Source organism: Streptomyces sp. NPDC002580 (assembly GCF_042889485.1).
Taxonomy (GTDB): Bacteria; Actinomycetota; Actinomycetes; order Streptomycetales; family Streptomycetaceae; genus Streptomyces.
The window spans coordinates 183,192-204,330 of record NZ_JBIAQZ010000012.1; the positions used below are offsets into that span (position 1 = coordinate 183,192).

17 protein-coding genes and 1 pseudogene are annotated in these 21,139 nt (G+C 71.2%); 15 read left to right on the plus strand and 3 right to left on the minus strand.

Going from position 1 to position 21,139, the window contains the following annotated elements; genetic code table 11:
* The first annotated feature begins 3 nt into the window (after positions 1-3).
* Complete coding sequence (locus ACFYW7_RS32325) at positions 4-1,422, plus strand: sugar porter family MFS transporter (RefSeq protein WP_389508892.1); 1,419 nt, start codon at positions 4-6, stop codon at positions 1,420-1,422.
* A gap of 131 nt (positions 1,423-1,553) precedes the next feature.
* Here the strand turns inward: ACFYW7_RS32325 and ACFYW7_RS32330 are convergent, their stop codons facing one another.
* Entirely contained in the window at positions 1,554-2,522 is a 969-nt protein-coding gene (locus tag ACFYW7_RS32330; RefSeq protein WP_389508894.1) for an LLM class flavin-dependent oxidoreductase, read from the minus strand.
* Between the two features lie 227 nt (positions 2,523-2,749).
* On the opposite strand from ACFYW7_RS32330, the gene ftsY reads away from it, so the two are divergent.
* Positions 2,750-3,952, plus strand: coding sequence for a signal recognition particle-docking protein FtsY (gene ftsY, locus ACFYW7_RS32335; RefSeq protein WP_389508896.1), 1,203 nt, complete (start codon positions 2,750-2,752; stop codon positions 3,950-3,952).
* A gap of 212 nt (positions 3,953-4,164) precedes the next feature.
* On the opposite strand, the gene ACFYW7_RS32340 is transcribed toward ftsY, so the two are convergent.
* Complete coding sequence (locus ACFYW7_RS32340; protein ID WP_389508898.1) at positions 4,165-4,827, minus strand: bifunctional DNA primase/polymerase; 663 nt, start codon at positions 4,825-4,827, stop codon at positions 4,165-4,167.
* A 446-nt stretch (positions 4,828-5,273) separates the two neighbouring features.
* Between ACFYW7_RS32340 and ACFYW7_RS32345 the strand changes: the two genes are divergently transcribed.
* From ACFYW7_RS32345 to ftsH, 6 genes are all read left to right on the plus strand, one after another.
* A complete protein-coding gene (locus tag ACFYW7_RS32345) occupies positions 5,274-6,749 on the plus strand; it encodes a hypothetical protein (protein ID WP_389508900.1) in 1,476 nt (491 codons plus the stop codon).
* A 436-nt stretch (positions 6,750-7,185) separates the two neighbouring features.
* Positions 7,186-8,517 (plus strand): ammonium transporter, encoded by a 1,332-nt coding sequence (locus ACFYW7_RS32350; protein WP_389508902.1) that lies wholly within the window; start codon positions 7,186-7,188, stop codon positions 8,515-8,517.
* Positions 8,514-8,852, plus strand: coding sequence for a P-II family nitrogen regulator (locus ACFYW7_RS32355; protein ID WP_030231663.1), 339 nt, complete (start codon positions 8,514-8,516; stop codon positions 8,850-8,852). The genes ACFYW7_RS32350 and ACFYW7_RS32355 overlap by 4 nt, the downstream gene beginning before the upstream one ends.
* 41 nt (positions 8,853-8,893) lie before the next feature.
* Complete coding sequence (locus ACFYW7_RS32360) at positions 8,894-11,365, plus strand: [protein-PII] uridylyltransferase (RefSeq protein WP_389508904.1); 2,472 nt, start codon at positions 8,894-8,896, stop codon at positions 11,363-11,365.
* 263 nt (positions 11,366-11,628) lie between these two features.
* Complete coding sequence (gene ffh, locus ACFYW7_RS32365; RefSeq protein WP_389508906.1) at positions 11,629-13,182, plus strand: signal recognition particle protein; 1,554 nt, start codon at positions 11,629-11,631, stop codon at positions 13,180-13,182.
* A gap of 128 nt (positions 13,183-13,310) precedes the next feature.
* Positions 13,311-15,248, plus strand: a complete 1,938-nt coding sequence (gene ftsH, locus ACFYW7_RS32370; protein ID WP_389508908.1) for an ATP-dependent zinc metalloprotease FtsH — start codon at positions 13,311-13,313, stop codon at positions 15,246-15,248.
* Between the two features lie 15 nt (positions 15,249-15,263).
* Here the strand turns inward: ftsH and ACFYW7_RS32375 are convergent, their stop codons facing one another.
* Entirely contained in the window at positions 15,264-16,121 is an 858-nt protein-coding gene (locus ACFYW7_RS32375; RefSeq protein WP_389508910.1) for an SAM-dependent methyltransferase, read from the minus strand.
* A gap of 205 nt (positions 16,122-16,326) precedes the next feature.
* On the opposite strand from ACFYW7_RS32375, the pseudogene ACFYW7_RS32380 reads away from it, so the two are divergent.
* The 7 genes and pseudogenes from ACFYW7_RS32380 to rplS all read left to right on the plus strand — a co-directional run.
* Positions 16,327-17,169: pseudogene (locus tag ACFYW7_RS32380) on the plus strand (His/Gly/Thr/Pro-type tRNA ligase C-terminal domain-containing protein); the annotation flags it as partial.
* Positions 17,170-17,429: 260 nt separating this feature from the next.
* Complete coding sequence (locus ACFYW7_RS32385; protein ID WP_385708258.1) at positions 17,430-18,026, plus strand: hypothetical protein; 597 nt, start codon at positions 17,430-17,432, stop codon at positions 18,024-18,026.
* Positions 18,027-18,411: 385 nt separating this feature from the next.
* A complete protein-coding gene (rpsP, locus tag ACFYW7_RS32390) occupies positions 18,412-18,831 on the plus strand; it encodes a 30S ribosomal protein S16 (RefSeq protein ID WP_351123659.1) in 420 nt (139 codons plus the stop codon).
* 2 nt (positions 18,832-18,833) lie between these two features.
* Positions 18,834-19,073: an RNA-binding protein gene (locus ACFYW7_RS32395; RefSeq protein ID WP_149515387.1), complete on the plus strand. Its 240-nt coding sequence runs from the start codon at positions 18,834-18,836 to the stop codon at positions 19,071-19,073.
* 183 nt (positions 19,074-19,256) lie between these two features.
* Positions 19,257-19,835: a ribosome maturation factor RimM gene (gene rimM, locus ACFYW7_RS32400; protein WP_389508913.1), complete on the plus strand. Its 579-nt coding sequence runs from the start codon at positions 19,257-19,259 to the stop codon at positions 19,833-19,835.
* Complete coding sequence (gene trmD / locus ACFYW7_RS32405) at positions 19,835-20,656, plus strand: tRNA (guanosine(37)-N1)-methyltransferase TrmD (protein ID WP_389508916.1); 822 nt, start codon at positions 19,835-19,837, stop codon at positions 20,654-20,656. Before rimM ends, trmD begins: the two co-directional genes overlap by 1 nt.
* A 131-nt stretch (positions 20,657-20,787) precedes the next feature.
* A complete protein-coding gene (gene rplS / locus ACFYW7_RS32410; protein ID WP_389508919.1) occupies positions 20,788-21,138 on the plus strand; it encodes a 50S ribosomal protein L19 in 351 nt (116 codons plus the stop codon).
* Position 21,139: the final 1 nt, after the last annotated feature.

The window sequence follows — 21,139 nt, forward strand, 5'->3', positions numbered from 1 at the left end:
CACGTGACCAGCGCAGCGCAGGCACCAAAGCCAGGAGCCACGACGGCTCATCCCGAACACCTCGGGCACGTCATCTTCATCGCGGCGGCGGCCGCGATGGGCGGCTTCCTGTTCGGCTACGACAGCGCCGTGATCAACGGCGCCGTCGAGGCCATCCGAAGCCGCTACGACATCGGCTCCGCGGCCCTGGCCCAGGTCATCGCCATCGCGCTGATCGGCTGTGCCATCGGCGCCGCGACCGCCGGTCGCATGGCCGACCGCATCGGGCGCATCCGCTGCATGCAGATCTCCGCGAGCCTCTTCACCGTCAGCGCCATCGGCTCGGCTCTGCCCTTCGCGCTGTGGGACCTCGCCTTCTGGCGCATCGTCGGCGGATTCGCGATCGGCATGGCCTCGGTCATCGGCCCCGCCTACATCGCCGAGGTCTCCCCGGCCGCGTACCGCGGACGGCTCGGGTCCTTCCAGCAGGCCGCGATCGTGGTCGGCATCGCCATCTCGCAGCTCGTCAACTACGCCATCCTGCAGGCCGCCGACGGCGACCAGCGGGGTCAGGTGCTGGGCCTGGAAGCCTGGCAGGTCATGCTCGGCGTCATGGTCGTCCCGGCCGTCCTCTACGGTCTGTTGTCCTTCGTCATCCCCGAGTCCCCGCGCTTCCTGCTCGAGGTCGGCCGCAGGGACCGTGCCCGTGAGGTGCTCAAGGAGGTCGAGGGCGACAAGATCGACCTGGACGCCCGCGTCGCCGAGATCGAGCACGCCATGAAGCGCGAGCACAAGTCGACCTTCAAGGACCTGCTCGGCGGCAGCTTCCTCTTCCTGCCGATCGTCTGGGTCGGCATCGGCCTCTCGGTCTTCCAGCAGTTCGTCGGCATCAACATCGCGTTCTACTACTCCGCGACGCTGTGGCAGTCGGTCGGCGTCGACCCGACGGACTCGTTCTTCTACTCCTTCACGACGTCGATCATCAACATCATCGGCACCGTGATCGCGATGATCTTCGTGGACCGCATCGGCCGCAAGCCGCTCGCCCTCATCGGCTCGGTGGGTATGGCCATCGGTCTCGGCCTGGAGGCCTGGGCCTTCTCCTACGACCTGGTCGACGGCAAGCTGCCCGAGGCCCAGGGCTGGGTCGCCCTGATCGCCGCGCACGTCTTCGTCCTCTTCTTCGCCCTCTCCTGGGGTGTCGTGGTCTGGGTCTTCCTCGGCGAGATGTTCCCGAACCGGATCCGTGCCGCCGCGCTCGGCGTCGCCGCCTCCGCGCAGTGGATCGCCAACTGGGCCATCACCGCGAGCTTCCCGTCGCTGGCCGACTGGAACCTCTCCGCCACCTACGTGATCTACACGTGCTTCGCGGTGCTCTCCATCCCGTTCGTCCTCAAGTTCGTCAAGGAGACGAAGGGCAAGGCACTGGAGGAGATGGGCTGACCGCCCCTGTCGCCGGCGGCTCCCCACGGCCGCCGGTGACTCCCCCGACCCGGGGAGAAGGGCCAAGTCCCCGCTGCCCCTCTCCCCGTACTCGTGAAAGAGGGCGTGCCGCCCCGGCTCGGACCGTCAGGTCAGACGAGCCGGGGCAGCACGCTTTCGCAGAACAGCTGGAGACTGCGCCAGCCCTCGTCGACGGGCATTCCCCCGGACAGCGGATGCAGCACGAGGTTGTCGAGACCCAGCGCCACGCACTGGTCGGGCGTGAGAACCCGGTAGACGCCCTCGGCCCGCAGCTCCCCGACCGTCGTGGCCGCCGACCTCACCGCCGAGCGGATGTCACCGGACTGCCAGGAGGCGTACGTCCGCGCCTCGTGCAGGAAGTACGAGCCGTACTCGGCCCAGGCCCGGTCCGGGTCCTCGGCGATGTGCAGCAGCGGGGTCTCGGCGCCGGGCATCATCGTCCAGCCCTCGGTGCCGTACTCGACGAGCCGCTCCTTGTAGTAGGCCTCCAGTTCGGGCAGGTGCGCGCTCGGGAAGAACGGCAGCCCGAGCCGGGCGGCGCGCCGGGCCGCGGCCCGGGAGGAGCCGCCCACCAGCAGCAGCGGGTGCGGGTCCGAGAACGGCCGCGGGGTGACCCGGACCGTGCGGCCCCGATAGGTGAACTCCTCGCCGGTCCACGCCCGCAGTACCGTCTCCAGCAGCTCGTCCTGGAGCGCGCCGCGCCGCTTCCAGTCCACGTCGAACAGCGCGTACTCCTCGGGCCGGTAGCCGATGCCGGCCACGGTCACCAGGCGTCCGCCGCTGAGCAGGTCGAGGACGGCGATGTCCTCGGCGAGACGCAGCGGGTCGTGCAGCGGGCCGATGACCGCCGAGACGGTGACCGCGAGATGCCGGGTCGCCCCGAAGACCGCGCCCGCGAACGCGAACGGCGAGGGCAGCCAGTTGTTGGCGACGCCGTGGTGTTCCTCGGTCTGCACGGTGGTGATCCCGCGGTCGTCGGCGTACGTGGCCATCTCGACGGCGGCCCGGTAGCGGGCGCTCAGCGAGGCGGGAGTGGCGTCGGGTTCGACGAGGTTGAAGCGCACGACCGTCACGGGCATGGGGAGCCCCCCTTCGTGTGTGGAGGAGGACGGTAGCTGACGGTTCGTCAGGTCGCCATAGTGATGGAGGCCGGGTCCGGGTCGAGGGGCCGATCGGGTCGGCGGCCGGCCGGGGTGGGGTGCGGCCGCGTTCGCCGACTGCCCGAGTGTTCGTACGAAACGACAAGAGTTCCCGTGGGCGGGGGAAAATCCCTCCCGCGCAAGGGATGACTGATACTGGACGCGTTATGGAAACCGTCATCCTTGCTGTAGTCATCGCCGTGGTCGTGCTCGGTGTGCTCGGCGGGCTCGTCATCGGCAGCCGCAAGCAGAAGCAGCTGCCCCCGCCGCCCCCCGCAGCACCCGACATCACCGCCCCTCCGGCCGAACCGCATGTCGGCGACGAGGCCGAGACGCCGCGCGAAGAACCGCGCCGCACGACGGAGGAGGTGGATCTCCCCGACGGCTCGGCCGACGCGCCGGTCGCCGTCGAGGAGCCTCCGGCCGTCCCCGCGATCGAGATCCCGGAACCGACCGCGGGCCGCCTGGTCCGCCTGCGCTCCCGGCTCTCGCGCTCGCAGAACGCGCTCGGCAAGGGGCTGCTCACGCTGCTCTCCCGCGAGCACCTCGACGACGAGACCTGGGAGGAGATCGAGGACACGCTGCTCGTCGCCGACGTCGGTGTGCAGCCCACGCAGGAACTGGTCGACAGCCTGCGCGAGCGCGTGAAGGTGCTCGGCACCCGTACCCCGGTGGAGCTGCGCGGCCTGCTCCGCGAGGAGCTGCTCAAGCTGGTCCGCACCGACGTCGACCGCACGGTGAGGACCGAGCCCGAGGACCGCAAGCCGGGCATCGTGATGGTCGTCGGCGTCAACGGCACCGGCAAGACCACCACCACCGGCAAGCTCGCCCGCGTGCTCGTGGCCGACGGCCGCACGGTCGTGCTCGGTGCCGCCGACACCTTCCGCGCCGCCGCCGCCGACCAGCTCCAGACCTGGGGCGAGCGCGTCGGCGCCCACACCGTGCGCGGGCCGGAGGCGGGTGACCCCGCCTCCGTCGCCTTCGACGCGGTGAAGGAGGGCAAGGAGATGGGGGTCGACGTGGTCCTCATCGACACCGCCGGCCGGCTCCACACCAAGACCGGTCTCATGGACGAGCTCGGCAAGGTCAAGCGGGTCGTCGAGAAGCACGCGCCACTCGACGAGATCCTGCTCGTCCTCGACGCGACCACCGGCCAGAACGGTCTGGTCCAGGCGCGGGTGTTCGCCGAGGTCGTGGACATCACCGGCATCGTGCTGACCAAGCTCGACGGCACCGCGAAGGGCGGCATCGTCATCGCGGTGCAGCGCGAGCTGGGGGTCCCGGTGAAGCTGATCGGGCTCGGCGAGGGCGCGGACGACCTGGCGCCGTTCGAGCCGGAGGCGTTCGTCGACGCCCTCATCGGAGAGTGACCACCCGCGCGAACGCGTAGGTGCCCGCGGAAGCGCCTGCCCCCGACACCGTCGGGGGCGGGCGCTTCTCCGTGCGGGGCTCGTGGCGTCGTCGGTACCCGCCGGCCCTCGGTGATGTCAGCGGCGCTGCCGAGGCGACGCCCATGGTGATGGTCGGACGACGGGCGGGTCCGCGCGGCCGGGGCGCGTGCGGGTGGTCCGGGCGGAGCGGCTCAGATTCGTGAACGGTGTGCCGCGTAGGCGAGCGTGCCCAGCAGCAGCCGGGCCTTCGGTGGCTTCGTGGCGGAGTCCAGCGCGGGGGAGCGCAGCCAGCGGACCGGGCCGATCCCGGCGCGGTCGGAGGGCGGGGCGGTGATGAACGTGCCCGGACCCAGGCCGTGCAGGTCGAGGGAGGCGTCGTCCCAGCCCATGCGGTAGAGCAGCTCGGGAAGCTCGGCGGCGGAGCCGGGGGAGACGAAGAAGTGGGCGCGGCCGTCGGCGGTGGCCGTGACCGGACCGAGGGGCAGGCCCATCCGCTCCAGGCGGACCAGCGCGCGGCGCCCCGCGGCCTCGGCGACCTCGATCACGTCGAACGACCGGCCGACGGGCAGCATCACCGCGGCGCCCGGGAACTCCGACCAGAGGCCGGTCGCCTCGTCCAGTGTCGCGCCGGCCGGGATCGTCGGGGCGAAGCCCAGGGGGTGCGCCCCCGGGGCCGCGCAGTCGGCCCTGCCGCACGAGCACACCCCGGCGGCGGCCCGGGCGCCCGGGACCACGTCCCATCCCCACAGTCCGGTGAATTCGGCTACGGCGGTGCCCTCCGACGAGCGGACGCGGCGACGAGTGCCGGTCCGGATGTCGCGCATCGCCCGACTGCTGCCGATCGTGAAGCCCATGCCCCCTCCAACGGGTCCGATGCGTCGGTGGTTACGTGACGAAACCGGATTGTCACCCTCTGTTCTTGGCTGCCCCGTGGCGCGCGATCCAGTCGGCGCCTTGCGGTGCGCCGGGTGGTGCGCCCGACTTCGTGCGCCCCGGCGTACACCGGTATGCCTGTCCTCGACTCTCTGGCGTCAAGTCAATCGCGAGTAGGGCGGCCGGAGTTCATTCGAAGGGGTGGCGAATGGTGGCGTTTCACGGATCGCCATGGCTGGAGCAGTGATCGTAGGATTACTTTGAGTGCACAAGTGCTGGGGACTTATGTACTCGTGGGTATGCCAAGGGCAACTCGGCTTCCCGCTCGAAGGGTGGGAAGCGGCGGACGCGCCGCCGTATTACGGGCATTCTGATAGGGCTTGGCGCAGAGCGGCGGCAAGTGGTCTCAGGGAGTGGGGGCGTTCCAGTGGGCGGCAACGGCGGAGGCGGGACGAACGCTGACAAGCGCCCCAACGACATGCTCGGCTCGTGGTTCGTGCGCAGTGGCTGGTCGAAGGGCGAGCTGGCGCGTCAGGTGAACCGCAGAGCCCGCCAGTTGGGTGCCAACCACATCTCCACGGACACCTCACGGGTGCGCCGCTGGCTGGACGGGGAGAACCCGCGCGAGCCGATCCCGCGGATCCTGTCCGACCTGTTCTCCGAGCGGTTCGGCTGTGTCGTCGCCGTGGAGGACCTCGGTCTGCGCGCCGCCCACCAGGCACCCTCCGTGTCGGGCATCGACCTGCCGTGGACGGGCCCCCAGACGATCGCCCTGATCAGCGAGTACTCGCGCAGCGACCTGATGCTGGCGCGCCGCGGCTTCCTGGGCAGCTCGCTGGCGCTCTCCGCCGGCCCGGCCCTCATCGAGCCCATGCAGCGCTGGCTCGTCCCCTCGCCCGTGGCGCCCCGGGAGGAGCCCGAGCCCCCGGCCGCGGCCCGCCGCGGCGGGCGGCTCTCCCAGCCGGAGCTGGACCTGCTGGAGTCCACCACCGTGATGTTCCGTCAGTGGGACGCCCAGTGCGGCGGCGGACTGCGCCGCAAGGCGGTCGTCGGCCAGCTGCACGAGGTGACGGACCTGCTCCAGGAGCCGCAGCCCGCCGCCACCACCAAGCGCCTCTTCAAGGTCGCCGCCGAACTGGCCGAGCTGGCGGGCTGGATGAGCTACGACGTGGGCCTCCAGCCCACCGCCCAGAAGTACTTCGTGCTCGCCCTGCACGCCTCGAAGGAGGCGGGCGACAAGCCGCTCGGCTCGTACATCCTCTCCAGCATGAGCCGCCAGATGATCCATCTCGGGCGGCCGGAGGACGCGCTGGAACTGATCCACCTCGGGCAGTACGGCAGCCGCGACTGCGCGAGCCCGCGTACCCAGTCGATGCTGTATGCGATGGAGGCCCGCGCCTACGCCAACATGGGCCAGCCCGGAAAGTGCAAGCGGGCGGTCCGGATGGCCGAGGACACCTTCGCCGACGTGCACGAGTGGGACGACCCGGACCCCGACTGGATCCGCTTCTTCTCCAAGGCCGAGCTGTACGGCGAGAACTCGCACTCCTACCGCGACCTCGCCTATGTCGCCGGGCGCAGCCCCGCGTACGCCTCCATGGCCGAGCCCCTGATGCAGGAGGCCGTCGACCGTTTCGGCAAGGATCCCGAGCACCAGCGTTCGCACGCGCTCAACCTCATCGGCATGGCCACCGTGCACCTGCTGCAGCGTGAGCCCGAGCGGAGTGCGGTCCTGGCCAAGGAAGCGCTGAGGATCGGCAAGAAGGTGCGCTCCGAGCGCGTCAACACTCGTATCCGAAAGACGGTCGACACCGCCGTCCGTGAGTTCGGCGACCTCGCCGAGGTCATCGACCTCACCGCCCAGCTGGCCATCGACCTGCCCGAGACCGCGGAAGCGGTCTGACCCCCGGCCGCGAAGGCGGCCCACCCGTACCCCGGCCGCGGCCGGTCGTCCCGAACTGCCCGACTCGGCTCCCCCATGCCAGGTCATCGGACGGCCGACCGTGGCCGGCTCTGTCGTACGCGGCCGCGAGCGGTCCCGGTGGCGCGGACCCGGCCGGTCGCCGTAGGGCTGTCGGCCCGGACGTCCGCGTCCCGCCGCACCCGGGAGACCGCGGTGACCCTTGCCGGGGATTGCGTCACGATAACGATCGGTCCGACCCCTTTCCGGCAGTTCATGAACGCGTAACACGCAGAGCGCCTTCGTCACTGGTGCGAAACATCGAGGGGCCTCCACGGAAACGGCGCTGCGCCAATCTCATGGCGCATAACCGGCCCGCCCCTCACGACCCACTCAGGCTTCGCCCGCACGGGGCCGTACCAACGACGAGGAGACGCCGATGGCACCAGCCATCACCCTTGCCGCAGACAAACTGTCTGCCGCCAACACAGGGTTCATGCTCATCTGTTCCGCCCTGGTGCTGATCATGACGCCCGGGCTGGCCTTCTTCTACGGAGGCATGGTCCGCGTCAAAAGCACCCTCAACATGCTGATGATGAGTTTCATCAGCATGGGGATCGTCACCATCCTGTGGGTGCTGTACGGCTTCTCCCTCGCCTTCGGCACGGACAAGGGGTCGTTCATCGGCTGGACCTCCGACTGGGTCGGCCTCAGCAACATCGGCCTGACCGAGCTGTGGGACGGCTACACCATCCCGGTCTTCGTGTTCATGGTCTTCCAGCTCATGTTCGCGATCATCACGCCCGCGCTGATAAGCGGTGCCCTCGCGGACCGCGTCAAGTTCACGGCGTGGTCGCTCTTCATCGCGCTCTGGGCCACGGTCGTCTACTTCCCGGTCGCCCACTGGGTGTGGGGCACGGGCGGCTGGGCCTTCGAGCTCGGTGTGATCGACTTCGCCGGTGGTACGGCGGTCCACATCAACGCGGGCGCCGCGGCGCTCGGCGTGATCCTGGTCATCGGCAAGCGCGTCGGATTCAAGAAGGACCCGATGCGCCCGCACAGCCTCCCCCTGGTGATGCTCGGCTCCGGCCTGCTGTGGTTCGGCTGGTTCGGATTCAACGCCGGCTCCTGGCTCGGCAACGACGACGGCGTCGGCGCGCTGATGTTCGTCAACACGCAGATCGCCACCGCCGCCGCCATGCTGGCCTGGCTCGCCTACGAGAAGATCCGGCACGGCGCGTTCACCACGTTGGGCGCCGCCTCCGGCGCGGTCGCCGGTCTCGTCGCCATCACCCCGTCCGGCGGCGCGGTCTCCCCGCTCGGTGCGATCGCGGTCGGCGCCATCGCCGGTGTCCTGTGCGCCATGGCCGTGGGCCTGAAGTACAAGCTCGGCTACGACGACTCCCTGGACGTCGTGGGTGTCCACCTCGTCGGCGGTGTCATCGGCTCCCTGCTGATCGGCTTCTTCGCCAGCGGCAAGGGCCAGTCCACCGTCGAGGGCCTCTTCTACGGCGGCGGCCTGACCCAGTTCTGGAAGCAGTGCGCGGGCGTCTTCGCCGTCCTCGGCTACTCCCTCGTCGTCTCCGCGGTCCTCGCCTTCCTCATCGACAGGACCATGGGCATGCGGGTCACCGAGGACGAGGAGATCGCCGGCATCGACCAGGCCGAGCACGCCGAGACCGCATACGACTTCAGCGGCGCCGGCGGCGGCTCCGCCCGGACCGCCGTGCCCGCCCCGGCCGACACGGACGCCAAGAAGGTGGACGCATGAAGCTCATCACCGCCGTCGTGAAGCCTCACCGGCTCGACGAGATCAAGGAGGCCCTGCAGGCCTTCGGAGTGCACGGACTGACGGTCACCGAGGCCAGCGGCTACGGTCGGCAGCGGGGACACACCGAGGTCTACCGTGGCGCCGAGTACACGGTCGACCTCGTCCCCAAGATCCGCATCGAGGTGCTGGTCGAGGACGACGACGCCGAACAGCTCATCGATGTCGTCGTGAAGGCGGCCCGTACCGGCAAGATCGGTGACGGCAAGGTGTGGTCCATCCCGGTCGAGACGGCCGTCCGGGTCCGGACCGGCGAGCGTGGCCCGGACGCGCTCTGACCGGACCGGCCCGCAGGCAGAAGAAAGACAGGAGTCGCTGGGTGACGAGTACGGACACGCGAGTGGAAGCAGAGGACTCGGGACCCAGCGGCTACGCGGCGGCCCGGCTGCGCCTCCTCCAGGAGGGGGCGCGGTCCGGGCCGCCGCGCCGTGCGGCCCTCGCCGAACTGACGGACGACTGGCTGAGCGGCCTGTTCGCCGCCGGAGCCGAGGGCATGCGCGGAGTCTCCCTGGTCGCCGTCGGCGGCTACGGCCGCGGTGAACTCTCCCCGCGCAGCGACCTCGACCTGCTCCTGCTGCACGACGGCGGCGACCCCGGCGCCGTCGCCGCGCTCGCCGACCGCGTCTGGTACCCCGTCTGGGACCTCGGCCTCGACCTCGACCACTCGGTCCGCACCCCGGCCGAGGCCCGCAAGACCGCCGCCGACGACCTCAAGGTCCAGCTCGGCCTCCTCGACGCCCGCCACCTCGCGGGCGACCTCGGCCTCACCGCCGGACTGCGCACGGCCGTCCTCGCCGACTGGCGCAACCAGGCACCGAAGCGCCTGCCCGAACTGCAGGAACTGTGCGCGGAGCGCGCCGAACGCCAGGGCGAACTCCAGTACCTCCTCGAACCGGACCTGAAGGAAGCGCGCGGCGGACTGCGCGACGCCACCGCCCTGCGCGCCGTCGCCGCGTCCTGGCTCGCCGACGCACCCCGCGAGGGACTCTCCGACGCCCGCCGCAGGCTGCTGGACGTCCGCGACGCCCTGCACCTCGCCACCGGACGCGCCACCGACCGGCTCGCGCTCCAGGAACAGGACCAGGTCGCCGCCGAACTCGGCCTCCTGGACGCCGACACCCTGCTGCGCCAGGTCTACGAGGCGGCGCGCGTCGTGTCGTACGCCAGTGACGTCACCTGGCGCGAAGTGGGGCGCGTCCTGCGCTCCCGTGCCGTGCGCCCCCGGCTGCGGGCCATGCTCGGTGGCGGCAAGCCGGTCGCCGAGCGCTCGCCGCTCGCCGAGGGCGTGGTCGAGCAGGACGGCGAGGTGGTGCTCGCCCGCGCCGCCCGCCCCGAACGCGACCCCGTGCTCCCGCTGCGCGCGGCGGCGGCCGCCGCCCAGGCCGACCTGCCCCTGTCCCTGCACGCCGTGCGGCGCATGGCCGCCGCCGCGCGCCCGCTGCCCACCCCCTGGCCCGCCGAGGCCCGCGAGCAGCTCGTCACGCTCCTCGGCTCGGGCAGCCCGACCATCGAGGTCTGGGAGGCGCTGGAGGCGGAGGGGCTGATCACCCGGCTGCTGCCCGACTGGGAACGGGTGCGCTGCCGGCCGCAGCGCAACGCCGTCCACATCTGGACCGTCGACCGCCACCTCATCGAGACGGCCGTCCGCGCCTCCGCGCTGACCCGCCGCGTCGGCCGTCCCGACCTGCTGCTCGTCGCCGCCCTGCTGCACGACATCGGCAAGGGCTGGCCTGGCGACCACTCCGTGGCCGGCGAGATCATCGCCCGCGACGTGGCCGCCCGGATCGGCTTCGACCGCGTGGACGTGGCGGTGCTCGCCACCCTCGTACGCCACCATCTGCTGCTCATCGACACCGCGACCCGGCGTGACCTGGAGGACCCGGCCACCGTCCGCTCGGTCGCCGAAGCCGTCGGATCGCAGGGCACCCTGGAACTGCTGCACGCGCTCACCGAGGCGGACGCGCTGGCCACCGGCCCGGCGGCCTGGTCCACCTGGCGCGGCTCCCTCGTCACCGACCTGGTCAAACGCGTCGCGGCCGTGCTCGCCGGGGACGCCCCCGAGGAGCCCGAGGCCGCCGCGCCGACCGCCGAGCAGGAACGGCTCGCGATCGAGGCGTGCCGCACGGGCGGCCCCGTCCTGGCCCTGCGCACGCAGACGGGCCCCGTCGACACGGACGGTGACACCGACGGCGGGACGGAGTCCGCCGCGGCCGACCCGGAGCCGCTCGGCGTGGAACTCCTCATCGCGGTCCCCGACCAGCCCGGAGTCCTGCCCGCGGTGGCCGGCGTCCTCGCCATGCACCGGCTGACCGTCCGCACCGCCGAGCTGCGCGCCCTGGACCTGCCCGACGGGGTCGAGGGCTCGGTCCTGCTGCTCAACTGGCGGGTCGCCGCCGAGTACGGCTCGCTGCCGCAGGCCGTCCGGCTGCGCGCCGACCTCGTCCGCGCCCTCGACGGCTCCCTCGACATCGCGGCGCGCCTCGCCGAACGCGACGCCGCCTACCCGCGCCGCCGGGGAACGGTCGCACCGCCACCGCGGGTGACGGTCGCCCCTGCCGCCTCACGCCACGCCACGGTCATCGAGGTCCGCGCCCACGACGCCCCGGGCCTGCTGCACCGCATCGGGCGCGCCCTGGAGGCGGCACACGTCCGGGTCCGGAGCATGCACGTCTCCACGCTCGGCGCGAACGCCGTGGACGCCTTCTACGTGACGGGCACCAAGGGGGCGCCCCTGCCGGGGGAGGAGGCCGCGTCGGTGGCGCGCGCCCTGGAGGAGATGCTGCGGGGGTGAACCCCCAGGGGCACCGCGCCGGCCGACGGCTTCCTGGGGAGGCGCGGTCCCCGGGGTCCCGGCAGGCCCGCCGGGAGGCGGTTCCGGGGCTCGCGGCCGCCCTGCCGGAAGGCGCTCCCCACGCGGGCCGGCCGTCCCGCGCGACCGCCGGCGAGGGTGCCGTACGTCTCTCGTACGAACGGGGTGGAGACCCCACCGCACGCGGACGGATATCCTGGAGGGCGATTCCCATCGCCCCCGACCCCTGAGGACCGACGAGCGCCGTGTTCGATACTCTCTCCGATCGCCTCTCAGCGACGTTCAAGAACCTGCGGGGCAAGGGCCGACTGTCCGAAGCCGACATCGACGCCACCGCCCGCGAGATCCGTATCGCGCTCCTCGAAGCCGACGTGGCCCTCCCTGTGGTGCGGACCTTCATCAAGAACGTCAAGGAACGCGCGCTCGGCGTCGAGGTCTCCAAGGCGCTGAACCCCGCCCAGCAGGTCCTGAAGATCGTGAACGACGAACTCGTCACGATCCTCGGCGGCGAGACCCGCCGCCTGCGGTTCGCCAAGAACCCGCCCACCGTGATCATGCTCGCGGGTCTCCAGGGCGCGGGAAAGACCACGCTCGCCGGAAAGCTCGGCAAGTGGCTCAAGGACCAGGGACACTCCCCGCTCCTCGTGGCCGCCGACCTCCAGCGCCCGAACGCGGTGAACCAACTCAGCGTCGTCGCCGAGCGCGCGGGCGTCGCGGTCTACGCCCCCGAGCCGGGCAACGGCGTCGGCGACCCGGTCAAGGTCGCCAAGGACTCCATGGAGTTCGCGAGGACCAAGGTCCACGACATCGTGATCGTGGACACCGCCGGCCGCCTCGGCATCGACCAGGAGCTGATGCAGCAGGCCGCGGACATCCGCGACGCCGTCAGCCCCGACGAGATCCTCTTCGTCGTCGACGCGATGATCGGTCAGGACGCGGTCAACACGGCCGAGTCCTTCCGCGACGGCGTCGGCTTCGACGGCGTGGTGCTCTCCAAGCTCGACGGTGACGCCCGCGGTGGTGCGGCCCTGTCGATCGCCTCGGTCACCGGCAAGCCGATCATGTTCGCGTCGAACGGCGAGAAGCTCGACGACTTCGACGCCTTCCACCCGGACCGGATGGCCTCCCGCATCCTCGACATGGGTGACCTGCTCACCCTGATCGAGCAGGCGGAGAAGACGTTCAGCCAAGAAGAGGCCGAGAAGATGGCCTCCAAGCTGGCGTCGAAGAAGGGCCAGGACTTCACCCTGGACGACTTCCTGTCGCAGATGGAACAGGTCCGGAAGATGGGCAGCATCAGCAAGCTGCTCGGCATGCTCCCGGGCATGGGCCAGATCAAGGACCAGATCGCCAACCTCGACGAGCGCGACGTCGACCGCACGGCCGCCATCATCAAGTCGATGACCCCGGCCGAGCGCCAGGAGCCGACGATCATCAACGGCTCGCGCCGCGCCCGTATCGCCAAGGGTTCCGGCGTCGAGGTCAGCGCGGTCAAGGGCCTGGTCGAGCGGTTCTTCGAGGCTCGCAAGATGATGTCCCGCATGGCCCAGGGCGGCGGCATGCCGGGCATGCCGGGGATGCCGGGCATGGGTGGCGGCCCCGGCCGCGCCAAGAAGAAGCCCAAGCAGGCCAAGGGCAAGCAGCGCTCCGGGAACCCGATGAAGCGCAAGCAGCAGGAGGAAGAGGAGGCCGCGCGCCGCGAGGCGGGCGCCACGGGCGGCAACGCCTTCGGTCTTCCGCAGCAGGGGGCCCAGGAGGACTTCGAGCTGCCGGACGAGTTCAAGAAGTTCATGGGCTGACACCCGTTCCGTACGGCTCGTACGGGACCGCCCGCGTGACGCCCGCTGGGGGCGCCCCTCGCCGGAGGGGCGCCCCCAGCGGCGCGACCGCGGGTGCCGCTGTCCGCCATCTGTCGTAACGTCCACTTATGAGCAATCCTGTGCCACCGCGCAAGGCACCGGACCAGCCGTGGCGTACCGAGGGCACGCCACCGGAGCCGCCACCGCCCTCGGGCGGCCGGCGGAAACTGCCCGGCGGCTGGTGGAGCCTGGCCCTGGCCGCGCTCGTCGTGTTCCTGATCGCCAACCTGGTGCTGTCCTTCTACAACAAGGGCGACGAGCCGACGATCTCCTACACGGAGTTCAGCAGGCAGGTCGAGGACGGCAACGTCACCAAGATCTACTCCAAGGGCGACGCGATCCAGGGACAGCTCAAGACGTCGCAGGAGAAGCCCGGGGGCGACGGGAAGTACACCAAGTTCAAGACCCAGCGCCCGGCTTTCGCGGACGACAAGCTCTGGGAGAACCTGGAGAAGAACGACGTCACGGTGACCGCCTCGCCCGTGGTCCAGGAGCGCAGCTTCCTGGTCAACCTGCTGATCTCGCTCGCCCCGATGGTCCTGCTCGTCGTCCTGTGGATCTTCATCGCCCGGCGGATGGGGTCGGGCATGGGCGGCGCGGGCGGCATGCTCGGCCGCAAGACACCCCCGAAACCGGTCGAACTCGTGCCCGGCGGCAAACGCACGACGTTCGCCGACGTGGCGGGCATCGACGAGGTCGCCGGCGAACTCAACGACGTCGTGGACTTCCTCAAGAATCCCGATGCCTACCGGAAGATGGGCGCGAAGATGCCGCGCGGAGTGCTGCTGGCCGGCCCGCCGGGGACGGGGAAGACCCTGCTCGCACGGGCGGTCGCGGGCGAGGCGGGGGTTCCCTTCTTCTCCGCCTCCGCCTCCGAGTTCATCGAGATGATCGTGGGTGTCGGCGCCTCACGGGTCCGCGAACTGTTCGCCGAGGCCCGCAAGGTGGCCCCCTCCATCATCTTCATCGACGAGATCGACACCATCGGCCGCGCGCGGGCGGGCGGCTCCGGAATGGGCGGCCACGACGAGCGCGAGCAGACCCTGAACCAGATCCTCACCGAGATGGACGGCTTCTCCGGTTCGGAGGGTGTCATCGTCACCGCCGCCACCAACCGCGCCGACATCCTGGACCCGGCGCTCACCCGCCCCGGCCGCTTCGACCGGGTCGTCAACGTCTCGCCCCCGGACCGCGCCGGCCGGGTGGCGATCCTGGAGATCCACACCCGCGAGATCCCGCTCGCCTCCGACGTGGACCTGACCCAGGTGGCCCGCACGACCCCGGGCATGACCGGAGCGGACCTCGCCAACCTCGCCAACGAGGCGGCCCTCCTCGCCGTCAAGCGCAAGCAGGACGAAGTGACGCAGGGCGACCTCTCCGAAGCGCTCGAGAAGGTCCAGCTCGGCGCCGAACGCTCCCTGGTCATGCCCTACGAGGAGCGCCGCCGCACCGCATTCCACGAGAGCGGCCACGCCCTCCTCGGTATGCTCCGGCCCGGCGCCGACCCCGTTCGCAAGATCACCATCGTCCCGCGCGGCCGCGCTCTCGGCGTCACCCTCTCGACGCCGGACACGGACCGGTACTCGTACACCGAGGACTATCTGCGCGGCCGCATCATCGGCGCCCTCGGCGGAATGGCCGCCGAACACGTCGTCTACGACGTCGTCACCACGGGCTCGGAGAACGACCTGGAACAGGTCACCAACATCGCCCGCGGCATGGTCGCCCGCTGGGGGATGAGCGAACGCGTCGGCCGGCTGTCCGCGCTGCCCGGCGACGCCCAGCAGGCCTACGGCCTCGCCGCGGCCCCGGTCACCCTGGACTCGATCGACCACGAGATGCGCCGCATCGTCGACGAGTGCTACGAGGAGGCCTGCCAGAAGCTCCGCGAGCACCGAGGACAACTGGACGCCCTCGCGGAGGCGCTCCTCGCGAACGAGACCCTGGACGAGGCGGAGGCGTACCGGATCGCCGGCGTGCCCCGCACCGTCACCAAGGAGGCCTGAACGCCTCGGACCGCGTCAGACCGTCCGGGCGATCAGATACCGGAACACGTTCGGCATCCAGACGGTCCCGTCCCGCCGCAGATGCGGATGCAGCGCCTCGGTCACCTCCTTGTCGACCTGGGCCTGGTCCGTGGCGGCGACCGCGGCGTCGAACAGCCCGGTGGAGAGCAGTCCGCGCACGGCACTCTCCAGATCGGCGTAGCCGAACGGGCAGGCCACCCGCCCCGAACCGTCCGGCCGCAGCCCGGCCCGCTGGGCGACCTCCTCCAGATCGTCCCGGCGGGCGGTGCGCGGAGCGGCCGCGCCGCGCAACGGGTCGGCCAGCTTGCCGGCCACCCGCAGCACCGCCGACGTGCTGCACCGCTCCGGCGGGCCCCATCCGACCAGCACCACGGGCGCTCCCCGTTCTGCGAGCGGCACCGCCGCCGCGAGCTGGGCCCCGAGCCCGTCGGAGTCGCCGGCCGCACAACCGATCGGCTCGAACGCGGTCACCACGTCGTACGCCGGGGCGCCCTCGACGGCCGCGGCCCCGGGAGGACCGGCCACCAGCCGGACGCCGCCGCGCGGGCGCGTTCCCCATCCGTCCGGCAACAGCCGTTCCCGCGCGAGGGCCAGCCGTTCGGGCGACCGGGACTCGACCCCCGTGACCGCGGCGCCGCGTGAGGCCGCCATCAGCAGGGCGAGCCCCGACCCGCAGCCGAGCCCGAGCAGCCGTGTCCCGGCGCCCACTTCGAGTCGCTCGTGGACGGCCTCGTAGAGCGGCACCAGCATCCGCTCCTGGATCTCGGCCCAGTCACGCGCGCGTGCACCCCGGTCGGCGCGGGGCGCCGGGCCGGCATGAGGAAGGTGCTGTCGCACGAGCGTAGGTGTCATTGAAAGTGCCCCAATCCGCCGAGAGCTGCCGCCGGGCCTCTTCCTCCGCCCCCGTGCGCGAGGCCCGCACTCCCCCCGTATGCCAGGTAACTCCGCCCTCGACGTGCCGTCCAGTGGTTGCGGGGCCCCGTTTGTACACAGGGCGCAAAGGTCGCGAGAATTCACATACCGGCAACGTGGGTCTTCACCCGGGACCGCACGGCGAAGGCAGACCGGATTTCTCCGGCGGGAGGGCCACACGGCGCACGGCATCTGCCGGACGCCCGCGACCACGCCACCCACGTCCACGCGAGGGTGTACGCCGGCTTCATGGTGGACGTCCTCGGCATCGGCGTCGTCCTTGGCCGGAAGACGGCGAGCGAGCGGTTCGCCGGGCGTTCGGCACCCGGTACCTGTCCAGGGAGGGCGAGTGGGAGCTCGTGCGGGGGATCTCCTGGGGTCCTCGACCCGCGTGCCGGGTGGCCTGATCATGTCGCACGGTGATGACACTGGGTTGCGGGTGCCGCCCCGGCTCGCACCGGTACAGGTCGTCGTCCTCGCGATCAAGGGGGAGGGCCCGGTTCCGGCCAAGGTCCGCGAGATCGCCGACCGGCTGAGGGCGGCAGGCGTACGGGGCCAGGCCGACGACCGTACGGACACCCCCTTCAGGCGCCGCGCCGTCGACGGGGAGCCGGCGGGCGTCCTCGTACGCGCCGAGGTCGGCCCCCGTGACCTGGAGAGCGGGAACCGCGATACCGGTCCGCCGCGTCCCTGGGGCAAGGAGCCCGTCGCCGTCGACGCGCCGGCGGCACTCCTTCCTGTGGTCCTCGAGGACCGGGCGCCGCTCCTGAGGCGGTCGCGCGGACGCCGTGAGTCCCGTACGTCGGACGTCCCGACGATCGGGGCGGCCGTGACGGGCGGGTGGGCGTGCGTTCCGTGGGCCGACCTCGGTGAAGAGGGCGAGCGGGAGTCGGCCGAGGACGCGGTGACCGTGCGGTGTCCGGTGGCGGTGCACGGGCCGGTGCCCGACGCCGATGGCGCACCCGGTAACGTCGCCGTCGCCGCCCGCGTCCGCCGGGCGGGCCCCGAGGGCGGCCGAAACGCCCCTTGCGCATCCGCCGGCCCCAGGTGCCCCGGCCCGCGGACACCTTCTACGCGGTGGGGCGTACGCGTGACTACGTACCGCCTTGGTAGGAGCTGTGACGCTTCTCCGCAGATCAGCGCACCCGCCCTCGTCAGGACGCATCAGTGGCAACTGACGGGTACGTGCAAATTATTTGGGATGCCCCGGAATAGGAACACAGAGGTACCCCCGCTCGTTGTCATTACGTGAGCACGACACCACCTGTTCTCGCCGCAGAGCTGGCAGGGGCGTGGGCCGACATTCAGCGGCACCACTCCGAGCTGCCCGATCTTGCCGCGCCAGAGTCCCTGATCGGAGAATCGTCGTCCGCCTGCGGACACGAACTCTCCTTCGAGCGACTGCTTCACGAAGCAGTCCACGGCATCGCCGCCGCCCGCGGAGTCCGCGACACCTCGCGCGCCGGCCGCTACCACAACCGCAGATTCCTCGCGATCGCCGAGGAGTTGGGCCTCGACCACCCCGAGGAGCCACATCCCAGCAGTGGCTTCTCGCTGGTCACGCTCAACCCCGAGGCGAAGCGCCGCTACCGCCCGACGATCGAGCGGCTCCAGCGCGCGTTGAAGGCCCACTCGGCCGCCACCGCCGCCGACACCGCCCGCTCGTTCCGCGGTCCTGCCGCCCGCCACGGCTCCTCCGGGGGAGGTGTACGGGTCAAGGCCGTCTGCGACTGCGGTCGCAACGTCCGCGTGGTCCCGTCCGTCCTTGCCCAGGCGCCGATCGTGTGCGGAGGATGCGGCAAGCCCTTCCGGATTCCGGAGGTGGTCGGGGCGGCCGCCGGCTGAGCGGCGTGACACCGGCGTCTCGTGGGTGCCGGACGCGTACGCGCGGCCCGTGAGCAGTCGCGCCTTCCCCCGCCGCCCTTCGAGCGGCGGGGGAATTCAGGAGGCACGAGTGCGCGCGGGCGAGGCCCCGGCGACGTCCGTCATGGTCCTCCCGCCGGTGCGTGCCTGACGGGCACCCGGAACGTCCGGGTGCCCGTCAGGCACGGGCCCGGTCACCTTCGGTCCGGGCGGTGCGCAGGATGTGGCAGAATGGCCAGCTGTACTCGACAGTCGCATAGGACCCCTCTCTCCTCCGGCTGACGCGTCCATCGGGCATTCGGGTACCGCAACCCCACGCGACCATCTCGCGTGCCCAACCCCGTCAAGACCAGGAGACACCACTTCCGTGGCAGTCAAGATCAAGCTGAAGCGTCTGGGCAAGATCCGTTCGCCTCACTACCGCATCGTCGTCGCCGACTCCCGTACCCGCCGTGATGGCCGGGCCATCGAGGAGATCGGTCTGTACCACCCGGTGCAGAACCCTTCGCGCATCGAGGTCGACTCGGACCGCGCGCAGTACTGGCTGGGTGTCGGCGCGCAGCCGACCGAGCCCGTGCTCGCCATCCTGAAGCTGACCGGTGACTGGCAGAAGTTCAAGGGCCTTCCGGCCCCGGCTCCGCTGCTCGTTGCCGAGCCGAAGGCCGCGCGCCCGCTGTTCGACGCCCTCGGTGGCGACGACACGGGCAAGGGTGAGGCCATCACCCAGAAGAAGAAGGCTGAGAAGAAGGACGAGGCTCCGGCCGAGTCCGAGTCGACCGAGGCCTGAGCATGCTCGAGGAGGCTCTCGAGCACCTCGTGAAGGGCATCGTCGACAACCCCGACGAAGTGCAGGTCGCCTCGCGCGACCTGCGCCGTGGACGCGTTCTCGAGGTCCGGGTACACCCCGACGACCTCGGTAAGGTGATCGGCCGCAACGGCCGCACCGCGCGCGCTCTGCGTACCGTCGTGGGCGCCATCGGCGGCCGCGGTGTCCGCGTCGACCTCGTCGACGTGGATCACGTCCGCTGATGTAACAGGCAACACCGGCTCGGGCCGGGGAGGGCTTACGAGCCGTCCCCGGCCCGTAGTCGTCTGCGAACCCGTTCGCGCGGCCACGGAACGCGTGTACCTCCACGCGAACCGGTGGGCCTCCGGGCATCCGCGGTCGTCCAGGAAGCATGGCCGTCGGCACACGACAGGAGATCAAGCACAGTGCAGCTGGTAGTCGCTCGCGTCGGCCGCGCCCACGGCATCAAGGGCGAGGTCACGGTGGAGGTCCGCACCGACGAGCCGGAGCTCAGGCTCGGGCCCGGTGCCGTCCTGCTCACCGATCCGGCCTCCACCGGACCGCTGACCATCGAGACGGGCCGCGTCCACAGCGGCCGTCTCCTGCTGCGCTTCGCGGGCGTACGGGACCGCAACGCCGCCGAGGCGCTGCGCAACACCCTGCTGATCGCCGAGGTCGACCCGGACGAGGTGCCGGAGGACCCGGACGAGTACTACGACCACCAGCTGATGGACCTGGACGTGGTCACCAAGGACGGCGCCGAGGTCGGCCGCATCACCGAGATCTCGCACCTGCCCTCCCAGGACCTCTTCGTGGTGGAGCGCCCGGACGGGACCGAGGTGCTGATTCCGTTCGTGGAGGAGATCGTCGTCGAGATCGACCTGGGGGAGCAGCGGGCCGTCATCGACCCGCCCCCGGGCCTGATCGACGACCAGGCGGAGATCGCCTCCTCCCGGGACGAGGAGAACGGCTCCACGGAGGGTGCCGCGGGGGCCGACGTCTGATGCGGCTCGACGTGGTCACGATCTTCCCCGAGTACCTGGAACCCCTGAACGTCTCGCTCGTGGGCAAGGCGCGCGCGCGTGGGCAGCTGAACGTGCACGTCCACTCGCTGCGGGAGTGGACGTACGACCGTCACAACACGGTCGACGACACCCCCTACGGTGGCGGACCCGGCATGGTCATGAAGACCGAGCCCTGGGGTGACGCCCTGGACTCCGTCCTGGCGGACGGCTACGAGACGGGCTCCCACGGGCCCGTCCTGGTGGTCCCCACCCCCAGCGGGCGCCCGTTCACCCAGGAACTCGCCGTGGAGTTGTCCGAGCGCCCCTGGCTGGTCTTCGCGCCCGCGCGCTACGAGGGCATCGACCGCCGTGTCATCGACGAGTACGCGACGCGGATGCCGGTCTACGAGGTGTCGATCGGCGACTACGTCCTCGCCGGCGGCGAGGCGGCCGTCCTGGTCGTCACCGAGGCAGTGGCCCGGCTGCTGCCGGGTGTCCTCGGCAACGCCGAGTCGCACCGGGACGACTCCTTCGCTCCCGGCGCCATGGCCAACCTCCTGGAGGGCCCGGTGTACACCAAGCCCCCGCAGTGGCGCGGCCGCGAGATCCCCGACGTGCTGGTCAGCGGCCACCATGGGAAGATCGCCCGGTGGCGCCGTGACGAGGCCCTGCGCCGCACGGCGGCGAACCGGCCCGACCTCATCGAGCGCTGTGACGCCTCCGCCTTCGACAAGAAGGACCGCGAAATGCTCTCGATCCTGGGCTGGCAGCCGGCTCCCGGCGGCCGATTTTGGCGCAGGCCCGACGCCATGGAACAATAGGCCGCTGCTCTACGTCGTCCGGCGTGCGCCCCTGCCACAGGGGGACACGACGCCCGTCCCGACGAGGCAACATCATCTTCGAACCCCTCTCCCGTTGATGACCTGTGGCATCAGCGAAGAAAGCAGACAAAATGTCTCACCTGCTCGACAACGTCGACAGCGCGTCGCTGCGCACCGACATCCCCGCGTTCCGCCCGGGTGACACCGTCAACGTCCACGTCCGCGTCATCGAGGGCAACCGCTCCCGTGTGCAGCAGTTCAAGGGCGTAGTCATCCGCCGCCAGGGCGCCGGTGTCCGCGAGACCTTCTCGGTCCGCAAGGTCTCGTTCTCCGTCGGCGTCGAGCGCACCTTCCCGGTGCACACCCCGATCGTCGAGAAGATCGAGCTCGTCACCCGCGGTGACGTCCGTCGCGCCAAGCTGTACTACCTCCGTGAGCTGCGCGGCAAGGCCGCGAAGATCAAGGAGAAGCGCGACAACTGAC